The 13733-nt window shown below is 69.5% G+C and carries 14 protein-coding genes; 7 read left to right on the top strand and 7 right to left on the bottom strand.

The window, feature by feature from the left end; translation table 11 throughout:
* The first annotated feature begins 31 nt into the window (after positions 1–31).
* On the top strand, positions 32–1081 hold the full coding sequence (locus ON31_RS21950) for a methionine synthase (RefSeq protein WP_051037578.1): 1050 nt from the start codon (positions 32–34) through the stop codon (positions 1079–1081).
* A 47-nt stretch (positions 1082–1128) separates the two neighbouring features.
* On the opposite strand, the gene ON31_RS21945 is transcribed toward ON31_RS21950, so the two are convergent.
* Both ON31_RS21945 and ON31_RS21940 read right to left on the bottom strand, forming a co-directional pair.
* Positions 1129–1473, bottom strand: a complete 345-nt coding sequence (locus tag ON31_RS21945) for a hypothetical protein (RefSeq protein WP_051037577.1) — start codon at positions 1471–1473, stop codon at positions 1129–1131.
* Between the two features lie 52 nt (positions 1474–1525).
* The gene (locus tag ON31_RS21940; RefSeq protein ID WP_255222205.1) at positions 1526–2779 is read right to left on the bottom strand and encodes an AAA family ATPase; all 1254 of its coding nucleotides are present in this window, start codon (positions 2777–2779) and stop codon (positions 1526–1528) included.
* A gap of 110 nt (positions 2780–2889) precedes the next feature.
* On the opposite strand from ON31_RS21940, the gene ON31_RS21935 reads away from it, so the two are divergent.
* Positions 2890–3708 carry an ArsR/SmtB family transcription factor gene (locus ON31_RS21935; RefSeq protein WP_039816232.1) on the top strand — a complete coding sequence of 273 codons (819 nt, stop codon included), beginning with the start codon at positions 2890–2892 and terminating at the stop codon, positions 3706–3708.
* Between the two features lie 12 nt (positions 3709–3720).
* Here ON31_RS21935 and ON31_RS21930 read toward each other — a convergent pair whose 3' ends face one another.
* On the bottom strand, positions 3721–4140 hold the full coding sequence (locus ON31_RS21930; protein ID WP_039816230.1) for a PPOX class F420-dependent oxidoreductase: 420 nt from the start codon (positions 4138–4140) through the stop codon (positions 3721–3723).
* A 47-nt stretch (positions 4141–4187) separates the two neighbouring features.
* Positions 4188–4763: a TetR/AcrR family transcriptional regulator gene (locus tag ON31_RS21925; RefSeq protein WP_039816228.1), complete on the bottom strand. Its 576-nt coding sequence runs from the start codon at positions 4761–4763 to the stop codon at positions 4188–4190.
* Between the two features lie 82 nt (positions 4764–4845).
* On the opposite strand from ON31_RS21925, the gene ON31_RS21920 reads away from it, so the two are divergent.
* The 3 genes from ON31_RS21920 to ON31_RS21910 all read left to right on the top strand — a co-directional run bounded on the left by ON31_RS21920 (position 4846) and on the right by ON31_RS21910 (position 8035).
* The gene (locus tag ON31_RS21920; RefSeq protein ID WP_051037593.1) at positions 4846–5289 is read left to right on the top strand and encodes a DUF4345 domain-containing protein; all 444 of its coding nucleotides are present in this window, start codon (positions 4846–4848) and stop codon (positions 5287–5289) included.
* Positions 5290–5359: 70 nt separating this feature from the next.
* Complete coding sequence (ligA, locus tag ON31_RS21915; RefSeq protein WP_039816226.1) at positions 5360–7441, top strand: NAD-dependent DNA ligase LigA; 2082 nt, start codon at positions 5360–5362, stop codon at positions 7439–7441.
* A 93-nt stretch (positions 7442–7534) separates the two neighbouring features.
* Complete coding sequence (locus tag ON31_RS21910; protein WP_029930690.1) at positions 7535–8035, top strand: GNAT family N-acetyltransferase; 501 nt, start codon at positions 7535–7537, stop codon at positions 8033–8035.
* Between the two features lie 49 nt (positions 8036–8084).
* Here the strand turns inward: ON31_RS21910 and ON31_RS21905 are convergent, their stop codons facing one another.
* Positions 8085–8735, bottom strand: a complete 651-nt coding sequence (locus tag ON31_RS21905) for an ACT domain-containing protein (RefSeq protein WP_029930689.1) — start codon at positions 8733–8735, stop codon at positions 8085–8087.
* A 244-nt stretch (positions 8736–8979) separates the two neighbouring features.
* Between ON31_RS21905 and gatC the strand changes: the two genes are divergently transcribed.
* Together gatC and gatA are read left to right on the top strand one after the other, a co-directional pair.
* Entirely contained in the window at positions 8980–9279 is a 300-nt protein-coding gene (gene gatC, locus ON31_RS21900) for an Asp-tRNA(Asn)/Glu-tRNA(Gln) amidotransferase subunit GatC (protein ID WP_029930688.1), read from the top strand.
* A complete protein-coding gene (gene gatA / locus ON31_RS21895) occupies positions 9276–10745 on the top strand; it encodes an Asp-tRNA(Asn)/Glu-tRNA(Gln) amidotransferase subunit GatA (protein ID WP_039816224.1) in 1470 nt (489 codons plus the stop codon). Before gatC ends, gatA begins: the two co-directional genes overlap by 4 nt.
* A gap of 101 nt (positions 10746–10846) precedes the next feature.
* Here gatA and ON31_RS21890 read toward each other — a convergent pair whose 3' ends face one another.
* Complete coding sequence (locus ON31_RS21890) at positions 10847–12190, bottom strand: alpha/beta-hydrolase family protein (RefSeq protein ID WP_039816223.1); 1344 nt, start codon at positions 12188–12190, stop codon at positions 10847–10849.
* Between the two features lie 440 nt (positions 12191–12630).
* On the bottom strand, positions 12631–13638 hold the full coding sequence (locus ON31_RS34795) for a hypothetical protein (protein ID WP_147287087.1): 1008 nt from the start codon (positions 13636–13638) through the stop codon (positions 12631–12633).
* Positions 13639–13733 lie beyond the last annotated feature (95 nt).

Here is a 13733-nt window from a genome sequence, read left to right as displayed (position 1 = left end):
GTGTACGGCCGCGAGAGACGGAGTAACCAACGTGGGTGACGGCGGAGCGGGCGAGCCGGTGCAGCTCCGGGGCGGTATCGCCACCGGGGTGGGTTCGTGGCCCGGGACCGATATCCGAGAGGCCACGGCGACCGTCGTCGGCGAACTCGGCGACCTCCCGCATCTGGTCGAGCTGCCCGCGCGCGGTATCGGCGCGGATATGGTCGGTCGCACCTCGGCGCTGCTGGTGGATATGGCCTTCGACAGCACGCCCCGGGGCTACCGGCTGGCCGCACGGCCGGGCGCGGTGGCCCGCCGGGCCCGTGATCTGCTGCGCACCGATCTCGACGCCCTCGAAGAGGCTTGGGAGACAGCCGGTCTGGCGGGCGCCGGGCGCACGGTCAAGGTGCAGGCGACCGGCCCCCTGACCCTCGCCGCCCAGGTCGAACTCCCCGTCGGGCATCGCGTGCTCACCGATTCCGGTGCCCTGCGCGACCTTTCGGAGTCCCTCGCGGAGGGGCTCGCGGGCCATGTCGCGGAGGTGGGCAAACGCCTGGGCGCGAACGTCGTCGTCCAACTCGACGAACCGTCGCTGACGGCGGTGCTGGAGGGTTCCCTGCGCGGTGCCAGCGTCATGAACACCGTGCGTGCCCTGCCCGCCCCGGAGGCCCAGCACATCCTCGACACCGTGATCGCCGCCCAGCCCGCCCCGGTCCTGATCCACAGCTGCGACGCCCGCGCGCCGCTGGGGTTCCTGCGCCGAACCACCGCTGCCGCAGTCGGATTCGACCTGTCCACCATCGGCACACGCGATCTCGACGATATCGGCGAACTCCTCGACTCCGGTCGCCACCTGGCCCTCGGCCTGATCCCCACGACAGCTCCCGCCACCCCGACCACCTGGCGCGAGATCGCCGAACCCGCCGTCCGACTGCTGGATCGCCTCGGCCTACCCCGCCGCCTGCTCGCCACCCACATCCTGGTCAGCCCCGCCTGCGGCCTGTCCGGAGCACCGTTGAGCTGGGCCCGCCGAGCGCTGGAACTGTCCGCCGAATGCGCCCGCGCCTTCTCCGACGAACCGGAAGCCCTGCGTTTCGACTGACGTCACCGTCACCCTGGGGTCCCGGCCCTGCGCCGGGCCACCCGCGCTCAGGACCCGAAGTACGGCCGCGATCCCGGATGCTGGATCTGCCAGTTGTCCGGTTTCCCCGGCGGATACGCCACCGGAATCTGATCGCCCACCGACGGCCACTGCTTCACATCCCACGCGAACCGCCCGTACGTCTCGTGCGCCACCACCGACGGCCCGGAGATATTGCCGCTGATCGTCACGTACTGATCCCCGGGCACATCCGGTCGCGGACTCACCCCGGTCACATACAGCGTCCCGCTCTCGGCCCCCGTCATCGGCTTCCCCTGCCGACCGCGCCGGTAGAGCATCACCACCGCCACCAGACTTCCGACGATCATCACGAGGAAGGCGAATTCCAGCATGACCTCATGGTAGGCGGCTGCGGGGTGGGTGACCGCAGGCCGCCCGCGACCGTCAGTGCGACGCGAGTTCGCTGGTGCCCTGTGGGGTGCGGCGCAACTGCCAGACCGTGGTGCGTTTGGCTTGGGACCGGCCGTTGCCGCGGTCGATGAGGGTGCGGTTGGGGGTGGTGAAGACCAGTTGGGCGCCGTGGGTGTTGGTTTCGGGGTTCTGGAAGAGCTGGATGAGGCGGTCGGTGGCGTCGGGGGTGAGGTGGGCGTCGATATCGTCGACGGCCAGCACGCCGCCGGAGTCGAGGGTGTCGAGGATCGGGGGGAGCAGGCGGAGCAGGGCCAGGGTGGCGGTGGATTCCTCGGTGATGCCGAACGGGGTGTCGATGCCGTCGTGCACCAGGCCGAGGCCGACGCCGCGGCGGGCCACCATGCGGGCGTAGAGGGCGTCGCGGGCGGCGTAGAGGGCGGTGAGTTCGCGGTGCAGCACCGTGACGGTCAGTCCGTGGTCGCGTAGCAGCACCTCGGCGCGGGCGGGGGAGGTGGTGGCGGCGTCGATCTCCTTCGCGGTGGTGGCGATGTCGTTGTCCAGCTCGCGCAGGTAGTCGGCGTACATGGGGTCGTTCTCGGGGATGAGCAGATCGGCGATGCCCAGGTCCGCGGAGCGCAGCAGGGTGAGCAGGCGGGCGGCGTGGTCGGTGGAGCGGGAGATGTGGCTGCCCAGCCGGTGTGCGATGGCCTGCGGATCCTGGTGCCCGCGTTGCACTTCCAGCAGTGATTGGAACCAGCGGTAGGCGGGGACCAGGGCTTCGGCGTACATCTGCCCGGACAGGCTGAGCAGCAGGGCATTCGGGCGCACCAGCGGCACCAGCGCGCCGATGCCGTAGCGGGCGGCCTCGAACATGGGGCCGACGCGGATATCGGCACCGGCGCGTTCGAAGACGATTCGTTTGCGGTTGTGCGGGTGGGTGTGCAGCCATTCGGCCGTCACATCGGCGTTGTCGAGTCGGAAGCCGTAGGTGTACGGACAGCCCTCGGCCACGAAGTTGACCACGAATTCCGAAGGGCGGTCCGGGGATCCGAGGTGCGGGCGGCGGGCGGGCCCGGCGAAGGGATCCCAGCCGGTGACCGAGTTCAGCACCGCGTCGCGCATATGCCACAGCGCGTCGATGAGCGAGGTCTTGCCGGTGGCGGCCCCGCCGTGCACCGCGGTCACCGGTACGGCGACCGGTCCGCTGCCGCGGGTGAGCCGCAATTCCTGCGGTTCGGCGAGGGATCCGTGATTCGACACCTGGAAGCTGCGCAACACGCTCGCCATCCTGCCGGTCGCCGCCGGAATGCGCGAGCGGGGGTGCACCCTTGACAGGCAACCAATAGGTTGCCTATGGTCTAATGTGCAACCAAGGAGTTGCCTATTGAGGAGATGGTGTGGACGAGGTGTTCAAGGCGTTGGCCGACGCGAGTCGCCGCCGCCTGCTCGACAGCCTGAACGATCGCAGCGGCCAAACGCTGCGGGAGTTGTGCGCCGTGCTGGAGATGTCCCGGCAGGCGGTCAGCAAGCATCTGGCCGTGCTGGAGGCAGCCAATCTGGTGACCACCCGCCGCCACGGCCGGGAGAAGTTGCACTACCTGAACGCCGAGCCCGTCAACGCCATCGCCGACCGCTGGATCAACCGCTACGACCGCGGGCGGGTGCACGCACTCGCCGACCTCAAGACCGCATTGGAGAGCACGACCATGGGCAGCAACGAATTCGTCTACGCCACCTACATCAAGACCACCCCCGAGCAGCTGTGGCGGGCGCTCACCGAACCGGCCTTCACCAAGCGCTACTGGGGCGCGAGCTTCGACACCGACTGGCAGCCCGGCTCGGAAATGACCTGGCACGAACGCGATTGGACCAGCAAGGCCCCCGAACAGGTGGTGCTGGAGGCGCAGCCGTACACCCGGCTGTCCTACACCTGGCACTCCGTCGGCCCCGAATTCGGCGAGCAGTTCGGCCTCGACCAGGCCACCGTGGAGCAGTGGGCGAGCGAATCCCGCTCCAAGGTGACCTTCGAGCTGGAACCGGTCGGCACGTTGGTGAAACTCACCGTCGTGCACGACGGGTTCGATGCGGGCAGCGGCCTGCTCGAGGCCGTCAGCGGCGGCTGGCCGAGCATCATCACCAATCTGAAGGCCCTGCTGGAAACCGGCGAGACCCTGCCCGAACTCGACCCGGAGGCGTGGACGCCCGAATCGGTGTGAGTCGACGGTGATTCAGCCGAGCATGCCGTACGCCCGCGTCGTCGTGATCCGCACGACGACGCGGCGGTCGGCCACCATGGCCCGCCGATAGTCGTCCCAATCCGGATGCTCCCCACTGAGTGCGCGATAGTAGGCCACCAGTTCCGCCACCGTCGCGTCGTCCACGTCGGCCGCCACCGGCGACAGTTCCGCCTTCCCCTCCAACACCGCGTACGACCAGAAGTCCTCGCTGGTCACATGCAGCGCCGCCCACGGCTCCCGCCGCAGATTGTGATACTTGGCCCGATCGGCCGTGATCGAGATCCGAATGATCCCGTCCTCCGCTACCCAGTGCGTGACATTGGACAGCTGTGGCCGCGTGTCCTTGCGAATGGTCGCCAACACCGACCGGCGGTGCTCCCGAGCGAATGTGACGGCGGTCTCGATATCCATACGCTCTGCAACCGCGGCCCGGGCGACGGATGTTCCCGAGTGCTCGATCAGTGCTCGCCGGGCAGTGCGCCCAGCAGTGCGCCGACACAGGCCGTGCGTAGCTCGGTGCGTGAGAATTGTTGGTGCTCCAGCCATTCCACGCACAGGGAGTGGACGAAGAGCAGCCAGCTCAGCAGGACGGCGGAGGTCAGGGCTCGTTCGTGGCCGTCGAGGCCGGCGGCGTCGAGAAGCTGCTCCCGCCACGCGGCGTGATGTCCCGTCATGATCGCCTGCACGGTCGGGTCGCCGGCGAGGGTGCGGTTGGCGGCGAGGTAGGTGTTCCGGTTGGCCGCGAAGTAGTCGATGTTCTTGTCCAGTGCGGTCGCGAGTTGTTCGCGTAACGGCCGCGTGCGATCGAGTGCGGCATCGGACAGCAGCTGGTCGGCGGCCTGCTGATAGATGGCCGTGAACAGCTCGCGTTTGGTGGGGAAGTGGCGGTAGAGCAATGCGCGTGAGATTCCGGCACGCTCGGCCACCTGTTCCATGAGCACCTCGTCATAGGGGTGCTCGGCGAACATGCGCGCACCGACCTCGAGCAATTCGCTGCGTCTCCGTTCCGGGGTCAGGCGTCGGCGAGGAGGCATGCCGCGACTCTAGTTGACATATGTCTATTACGTTCGTACCGTCGCTTGTTAGACATACGTCTACTAGCGGCGGGAGGGCGTGATGGACAGAACGCTCCGGGGACTCGTGTGGGCGATGGGGGTTGCCTGTGTGGCGATCGGCATCTTCCACTTCGCGCTCGGCATTCACTCGGTCCCCGGTGAGGGCGGGGCGGGCGCGACCGTGGACAGTCGCGAAAGGTTCTATGGGGCAATCTTTTTCGGCTACGGGCTGGTCTGGATCTGGACCGCCCGGCGGTCGCCCGTTCCAGCATCGGCCGTGCGCTGGCTGGCGGTTGTCTTCCTGCTCGGCGGTGTTGGTCGCCTACTGTCGATGGCCCTGGTGGGACAGCCGCACTGGTTCCAGATCGCCTTGACAGTCATCGAGCTGGCCTTGCCCGCGGTGTTCTTCTGGTTGGCCGACGCCGACGAGAAGCGCATCGCCCGGCCCGTCGGCAGCCGTCCGGAGCCCACCGCGAACGTGTGGAGACCGCTCGGTCACGATTAGTCCGGGATACCCCGTGCGACGTGCGGGAATGTCGCGCCTGAGTGTCGGTGGGCTCCGATAGGGTGCCTGTGTGAGCGAATCGGGAATCGAGATCACCCCGGCGAGCGGGGACGAGCGCGTGGAGTGGCAGCGACTGGCGGAGGAGGTTCGCGACCATCAGTTCCGCTATTACGTGCGGGACGCGCCGATCATCTCGGATGGGGAGTTCGACAAGCTGTTCCAGCGCCTCGAGGCGCTGGAGGAGGCGCATCCGGATCTGCGGACGCCGGATTCGCCGACGCAGTTGGTGGGCGGGGGATTCACCACCGAATTCGCGCCGGTGGACCATCTGGAGCGAATGTACTCGCTGGACAATGTGTTCAACGACGAGGAGATGCGGCAGTGGATCGGCCGGGTGGAGGCCGAGACCGGACCGGATATCCGGTACGTGTGCGAGGTCAAGATCGACGGCGTCGCACTCAATCTGGTGTACGAGGACGGACGGCTGGTCCGCGGCGCGACCCGGGGTGACGGACGCACCGGGGAAGACGTCACGCTCAACGCGCGCACCATCGACGACATCCCGCACGTGCTCACGCCCAGCGACGAATTCCCGGTGCCGAAACTGCTCGAGGTGCGCGGCGAGGCGTATATGACGCTCGAGGACTTCGCCCAGCTCAATGCCGCCATCGTGGCGGAAGGCAAACCGCCGTACGCGAATCCGCGCAATACCGCGGCCGGATCGCTGCGGCAGAAGGATCCGGCGGTGACCGCGCGGCGGCGACTGCGCATGATCTGCCACGGCTTCGGCCGTCTGGACGGCTGGGCGCCGGAATCGCAGCACGAGGCGTATCGGGCGCTGTCCGCCTGGGGCCTGCCGGTCTCCGCGCACACCGTGCTGGTGCGGGGTGCCGACGCGGTGCTCGAGCGCGTCGCGTATTGGGGTGAGCACCGCCACGATATCGAGCACGAGATCGACGGCCAGGTCGTCAAGGTCGACGAATTCGCGCTGCAACGTCGCCTCGGCGCGACCTCGCGGGCCCCGCGCTGGGCCATCGCGTACAAGTACCCGCCCGAGGAGGCCACCACCAAACTGCTGGACATCCAGGTGAATGTGGGCCGCACCGGCCGCGTCACCCCGTTCGCGGTCATGGAGCCGGTGACGGTCGCGGGCTCCACCGTCGCCATGGCCACCCTGCACAATGCCGCCGAGGTGCAGCGCAAAGGGGTGTTGATCGGCGACACCGTCACCATCCGCAAGGCCGGCGACGTGATCCCCGAGGTGCTCGGTCCGGTGGTGGATATGCGGGACGGCAGCGAACGCGAATTCGTCATGCCCACCCGGTGTCCGGAGTGCGGCACCGAACTCGCCCCCGAGAAGGAGGGCGACGCCGATATCCGCTGCCCCAACCAGCAGTACTGTCCGGCGCAGTTGCGGGAGCGGGTCTTCCACGTGGCCGGACGCGGCGCGTTCGATATCGAGGCGCTCGGCTACGAGGCCGCCATCGACCTGCTCGAATCCGGCGCCATCGCCGATGAGGGCGACCTGTTCGACCTCGACGAGGACAAGCTGCTCACCACCAAGCTGTTCACCAACAAGAGCGGCACGCTCTCGGCGAACGGCAGGAAGCTGCTCGACAATCTGGAGGCCGCCAAGGACCGCCCGCTGTGGCGGGTGCTGGTGGGCCTGTCCATCCGGCATGTCGGACCGACCGCCGCGCGGGCACTGGCCTCGGAATTCTGGAGCATCGATCGCATCGACGCCGCCACCGTCGAAGAACTCGCCGCCACCGACGGTGTCGGGCCGACCATCGCCGCCGCGGTGGCGGAGTGGTTCACCGTCGACTGGCATCGGACCATCGTCGACAAATGGCGGGCCGCGGGCGTGCGCATGGAGGATGAGCGCGACGAGTCCATCGAGCGCACTCTCGAGGGGCTGTCGATCGTGGTGACCGGTTCGCTGCAAGGGTTCACGCGCGACGGCGCCAAGGAGGCGATCATCGTGCGCGGCGGCAAGGCGGCCAGTTCGGTATCGAAGAAGACCGCCTTCGTCGTCATCGGCGACGCGCCCGGCTCGAAGGCGGCCAAGGCCGAGGAGCTGGGGGTGCCCATCCTCGACGAGGAGGGGTTTCTGCGGCTCCTGGAGCGTGGCCCCGACGGCGTCGAAGGGTGAGCAAGATCAGGGGGAACCGGTGGCGGTGCCCACTCGCGCGATGCCGCCACCAGTTCCCCGTGATCGAATGACCAAGTCGGATGGAGGCGCGGTATGGGTGTGGAGATTCGGGAAGCGCGGGCGGGGGAGTTCGCGGCTGTGGGGGCGTTGACGGTGGAGGTGTATGTGGGGGAGGGGCATGTGAATCCGCGCAGCGATTACGTGTCCGAGCTCGCGGATACCGCGACGCGGGCCGCCGCGGCGGAGGTGCTGGTGGCGGTGCGCGGAGACGAGTTGCTCGGGTCGGTGACGGTGGCCCGGCCGGGAACGCCGTTCGCCGATATCGCCCGACCGGGCGAACTGGAGTTCCGCATGCTCGCCGTGGCCAAACGGGCGCGCGGACTCGGCGTGGGTTCGGCGCTGATCGACCGGGTCGTCGAGATCGCGCGAGCGGAGGGGTGCGCGGGCATCGTCCTCACCACCATGCCGACCATGGCCGATGCCCGGCGCATCTACGACCGGGTCGGTTTCGTTCATGTGCCGGAACGGGATTGGCGGACCATGGCGGGGACGCCGCTCACCGTCATGCGGAGGGATCTGCTCGGGGAGGCGTAGCGGGCAGCTACCGCGGCGGGTGCGAGCCCTCGGCGCGAGAACTTCTCGGCTAGCCGAGCACCGTGGCGATTATTCCGGCCAGGTAGCCCAGCCGCGCCACCTCGCTGGGGCGGAAGTCCGGTCCGCCCGGACGTCCGAGCAGCAGCACCTTCCCCGTGTCACCGAGGGGCGCGGCGGCGAGTTTGGTGTCCATGTCGCGCCAGATCTGCGGCACCCAGTCGGCCTCGCCGTCGAGCACGCACGGCTTCTCCAGGGGCATCCAGGGCGCCGACGCCGCCTGGGTGGAGGGTGCGCTCTGGCTGCCGACCACGCGGTAGGCACCCTGCGGACCCATGTCGATAATGGTGCTCCAGCCCACCCGCAGCACTCGCGGCACCCCGTCCACCAGCACCTGGAGCCGGTCGTCGCGGGCGCTGGCCACCTGGTCGATGAGCTCGAGTTCCCGATGCGTGTCCAGCATCCCGGAGTACGGGCGCAGCGAGTCCACGAGCACGTCGGCCAGGGATTCGGCCGCGGTGATCAGGGTGTCGGGGAGTGCGCCGGGCGGCACCTCCACCACGATGTCGTCGATCGCGTAGCCGTCGCCGCGTTCGACGACATCCAGCGAGAGGATGTCGGCGCCGACGGAGCCCAGCGCGAGGGCGAGTGAGCCGAGACTTCCCGGGCGATCCGGAAGTTGCACGCGGAGCAGAAATGACACGTGCGTCCCTTCCTTTCCTGTGCGACCGACAACTCGGAACGAATACCCGAGTCTGGCAATACTTACACCCTCGTGAGACCGTTATCGAGTCGACGGGATTCCGGTGACGTGGACCACTGTTCATTGTGGCGGCTATCGAGTGTGGCCGCCATGGTCCCGACCGGTGACGGACGCCCCCGCACGAGTCGATAGGCTGTCGGACAGCCGAATCACCACGCTAAACCATGCCGAAAGGGGTCCCGCGGTGCCCGCCATCTCCCGCGACGAGGTCGCACACCTCGCCCGGTTGTCCCGGCTCGCCCTGACCGAGGAAGAACTGGACCTGTACGCCGGTCAGCTGGATTCGATCCTGAACCACGTCAAGGCCATCTCCGAAGTCGCCGCCGCCGATGTTCCGGCCACCGCGTCGCCGAATCCGGCGACCAATGTGACCCGCCCGGACGAGGTCCAGCCATGCCTGACCCCGGAGCAGGCGCTGTCCGGCGCACCCGCGGTCGAAGAACAGCGGTTCATGGTCCCGCAGATCCTGGGAGAGGGCGAATGAGTGACCTGACCAAGCTGACCGCGGCCGAGCTGGCGGAGAAGATCCACGGCCGCGAGGTGTCCTCGGTGGAGGTCACCGAGGCGCACATTCAGCGCATCGCCGAGGTCGACGGCGAGATCAACGCCTTCCTGCACGTCTCCGGCGAGCAGGCGCTCACCGCCGCCGCCGAGGTGGACCGGGCCGTGGCCGCCGGGACCGTGGCCTCGCCGCTGGCCGGTGTTCCGTTGGCGCTCAAGGACGTTTTCACCACCACCGATCAGCCGACCACCTGCGGGTCCAAGATCCTGGAGGGCTGGGTCGCGCCCTACGACGCCACCCTGACCACCAAGCTGCGCGCGGCCGGTATCCCGATTCTCGGTAAGACCAATATGGACGAGTTCGCCATGGGCTCCTCCACCGAGAACTCGGCGTACGGGCCGACCCGCAACCCGTGGGACAAGGATCGGATTCCGGGCGGTTCCGGTGGTGGTTCGGCGGCGGCGCTGGCCTCCTACCAGGCGCCGCTGGCCATCGGCACCGACACCGGCGGTTCCATCCGGCAGCCCGCGGCCGTGACCGCGACCGTCGGCACCAAGCCCACCTACGGCACGGTGTCGCGCTACGGCCTGGTGGCCTGCGCGTCGTCGCTGGACCAGGGCGGGCCGTGCGGTCGCACCGTACTGGACACCGCGCTGCTGCACGAGGTGATCGCCGGCTACGACCCGCGCGACTCCACCTCGCGCGATGTGCCGGTGCCGCCCGTGGTCGCCGCCGCCCGCGAGGGCGCGCGGGGTGATCTGAAGGGCGTCAAGGTCGGTGTGGTCAAGGAACTGCACTCCGACAGCTACCAGCCCGGCGTGATCTCCTCCTTCGACGCCGCCGTCGCCCAGCTGAAGGATCTCGGAGCGGAAGTGATCGAGGTGTCGTGCCCGCACTTCGAGTACGCGCTCGCCTCCTACTACCTGATCCTGCCGTCGGAGGTGTCGTCCAACCTGGCACGCTTCGACGCCATGCGCTACGGCCTGCGCGTCGGCGACGACGGCACGCATTCGGCCGAGCAGGTCATGTCGCTCACCCGCGAGGCCGGATTCGGCCCGGAGGTCAAGCGCCGCATCATGATCGGAACCTACGCGCTGTCGGCCGGGTACTACGACGCGTTCTACGGTCAGGCGCTGAAGGTGCGCACCCTCATCGCGCAGGACTTCGACAGGGCTTACGAGAGCGTCGACGTGCTGGTCTCGCCGACCAGCCCGTTCACCCCGTGGAAGCTGGGCGAGAAGGTCAACGACCCGCTCGCCATGTACCTGTCCGACCTGTGCACGCTGCCCACCAACCTGGCCGGACACTGCGCCATGTCGGTGCCGTCCGGGCTGAGCCAGGACGACGGCATGCCGGTGGGCCTGCAGATCATGGCCCCGGCCCTGGCCGACGACCGGCTGTACCGGGTCGGTGCCGCCTACGAGGCCGCCCGCGGACCGATCGCCTGAGTGTTCGCGGGCTTCGGCCGCAATCCCGGTGACCACTGAACTGATCCGGCCCACGCGAAACCCGGGGCCGGATCAGCTCCCGGGGGCCGGATCGGCTGGGTTCAGCAGGTGCCGAGACGGGTGCCCTGGTCGGGGCCGTAGCGGTGGCCGTGGCCGGTGGGGGCGTCGAGGGCGGCGAGGAGGTCGGCGGTGGTCTGCAGGAAGCTCACCACCGGGAGCCACGGCGGGACGGGGGCGTCGGGGCGGGTGTCGGTGAGGTTCGCCGGGCGCCACAGCAGGGCGGGGGACCAGTGCACCACGGGGTCGGAGGCATTGGCGAGAACCGTTGCGCCGTCGCGGTTGACGGCTCCGGCCGGGGGTCCGGCCCAGAGGACGGCGCAGGTGCGGCGGTCCTGGTCGGCGTCGTCGGGGAAGATGGCGCTGCCGCCGAGCGCGCCGAGGCTCTGGCCGTAGACGTAGAGCTTCGGCGGGTGGGGGAGGACGGACAGGCGCTGTTCGATGGCCGTGAACAAAGCGCGGGCGGACCGTTCCGCGGCGGCGCGGCCGAAGACGAAGGTGGCCCAGCTCGGTGCCGCCGAGTATTGCAGGCCGACCAGCGCCACATCGCCGTCGAAGCGGTCGTCGAGACCGGCGGCGGCCTCGGCGTCGATCCAGCCCGAACCGGTGGGAACGGTGACCACCAGATGCGAGCGCCGCAGGCCACCGGAGCGCTCCAACTCCCGGATGGCCAGTGCCACGCGGGAATTCAGATCCGGGGCGGAATCGAGGCCCACATACACCCGCACCGCTCGCGCCGGTGTACCCGCCACGAAGCGGCGGCCCTGCGCGCCCAGCGACGGCCAGCTGACCGTGGACACCGGGCTGCCCGACCGCGCGGCGGAGATCGGCTGCCGCACCGCCGGATCCACCGCGGCATTCGCGGCGGCGTAGGCGGCCTGCCGCCACTGCACCACCGCCGGAACCGCGGCCCCCTGCGTCGCCACCACCAGCAGAACGCCGAGCACCGCACTGCGCAACCGTCCCATACGCCTTACCAGCCAACGGATTCCATGCGCGAACCCGACAGCCGCGCCCACGATGAGAGTGGTTCCGAGCAGCCACCACAGCCAGTACTCCGCGCCGACCTGCGCGACCCCCATGGCGTCCCGCAACCGCGTCTGCCAATGCTCGGCATACCCGACGGCCCCGCCCGTCGCGACGGCCGCAACCAGCAGCGCCGGCTGCCGCCACCGCGCCGTCACGGTATCGACATGCACGCCGCAGCGCCGCAACGTGAACCGCACCAGCCCGGCCAGCGCGAGACCGATCACGGCCAGCAGCCCGCTCAGAATCGCCTGCGCCGACGGTGTCCGGGGCAGCAACCCCGGAGCCAGTGAGGCGAGTACGCCCAGCGCGATTCCCACCGTGGTGCCGAGCCGCGGCGTCGCCGTGGGACTGATGGACACGAAACGAACCCGCGGCCCCCGCCACTGCCGCCCGAACCCGAAGCGGCCCCGAGCAAACCGGCGCCCACCGTGATCCGGCGCGCCTTCCCCAGATCGGCGGCTGTGCCGCTGCCGCTGATCGTCGGCCGGATCGAGCTCCGTGGACCGGCCTATCGGCGGTTCCCGGTCCTGCGAAGTCGTCGACCTTGTACGAAGCGGGCTTCGGCCCCTGCGGTCGTCTGGGCTCGGGTGGCGCGATGTGTGGTGCTGCTGGTGGTGTTCGGGGTTGTCGTGGTCTGTTGGCGCTGTGGTGTGCGGCTGTGTTCCACCGTTGTGGTCGACAGCCCCGGTGGTGCGGGTATTCGCCTCCGATACCCGGCTCCCTCCGTCGGGGGAGATCGGTTGCGCCGCTTGCGGTTCTCGGCGCTGCGCGGCACCGGTCCCGAACTCGTGCGTTGTGCTCATGCCGAGGTCCCCCGTGCGGTCGTTGCGGTGGTGTGGCGGCGGAACCCGCCCCTATCCGGTCGATCGGCGCGGCGGCGCAGGCCGCGGCCGGTGGCGAATCCGCTCAGCGCCAGCGCAGCGGCGGCGAGCGGATAGGCGGCCGCCACGGATGGCGAGGTGGGAGCCGTTGCGTCGGTGAGGGTTTCGTGGACAGGCGGTCCGTAGTCCTGGCGGCGCGAGTTGAGGTCCACGGCCGTGGTGGCGACGCTGGCCATGATGCGGCAGCGGGCGCGGGCGATCGGTTCCTGGCGCGCGGTGCAGGCCGCGTGCATGCGCTGCTCCAGGGTGGCGTCGAGCGCCTGCCGAGCCCACGCGGTGAGCGGCTCGCCCCGCGCATCGGCGTAGCGCAGCAGATCGTATCCGAGATCATGGGCCTTGCAAGCGGTCTCGAACTCGGCAGGCAGCGGAACAGGGGAGGAACAGTCGCCACCGGGATTGACCAGCAGCCCCTGCTCGACCGTCGGGTGATAGCCCATGACGGCGGCGAAGTCGGGTGGGATCGCGGCACCGGATCCGCCCGCGGAGGTGAGCGCGATGACCGCCGATCGCGCACCGGCGTTCTCGTCGCGCACCGTGCTCGGAATGGGCGCGCCGTTCCCGGTCCCGGCGGCCGAGCCACCGTCATCAGCGGTGGGATCGCCACCCACGTCGGTCGCCAGAACGCCGGTGATCGCTGCGGCGACCCGAGGTGCGATGGTCGGCAGTCGGTCGCCGAAGGCGGCGGTGGTGCCTGCGGCGGTGTCCGGACTGTCGGAGTTGACGGCGACAGCGCCGTCGAGTGTCGCGAGATTACCCGGGGCTGGTGCGGTCGCGGTCGCGACGGGGGCTGTCGCCACCGTGGAGGCCAGCAGCACCGCCGCCGCGGCCGCCAGCCGCGCACCGCGGATCGGCCTACTGGAGCTTGATGCGGTGGGGCACGGGTGGGGACGGCGGGGACGACCCTGGTGGTCCGGGCTCACGATCATGGTTTCCGACGCTATGGAGGACGCGGGCTCCGGGACGTCACGCTGCGGGACGGTTTCCCGGCTGCGCGGTACGGGGGAGGGGGGTCGGGAAGTGA

The organism is Nocardia otitidiscaviarum NBRC 14405 (assembly GCF_000308635.1).
Taxonomy (GTDB): Bacteria; Actinomycetota; Actinomycetes; order Mycobacteriales; family Mycobacteriaceae; genus Nocardia; species Nocardia otitidiscaviarum.
Note: the sequence above shows the minus strand (reverse complement) of the source record. Positions and strands in the feature narration are given on the sequence as shown.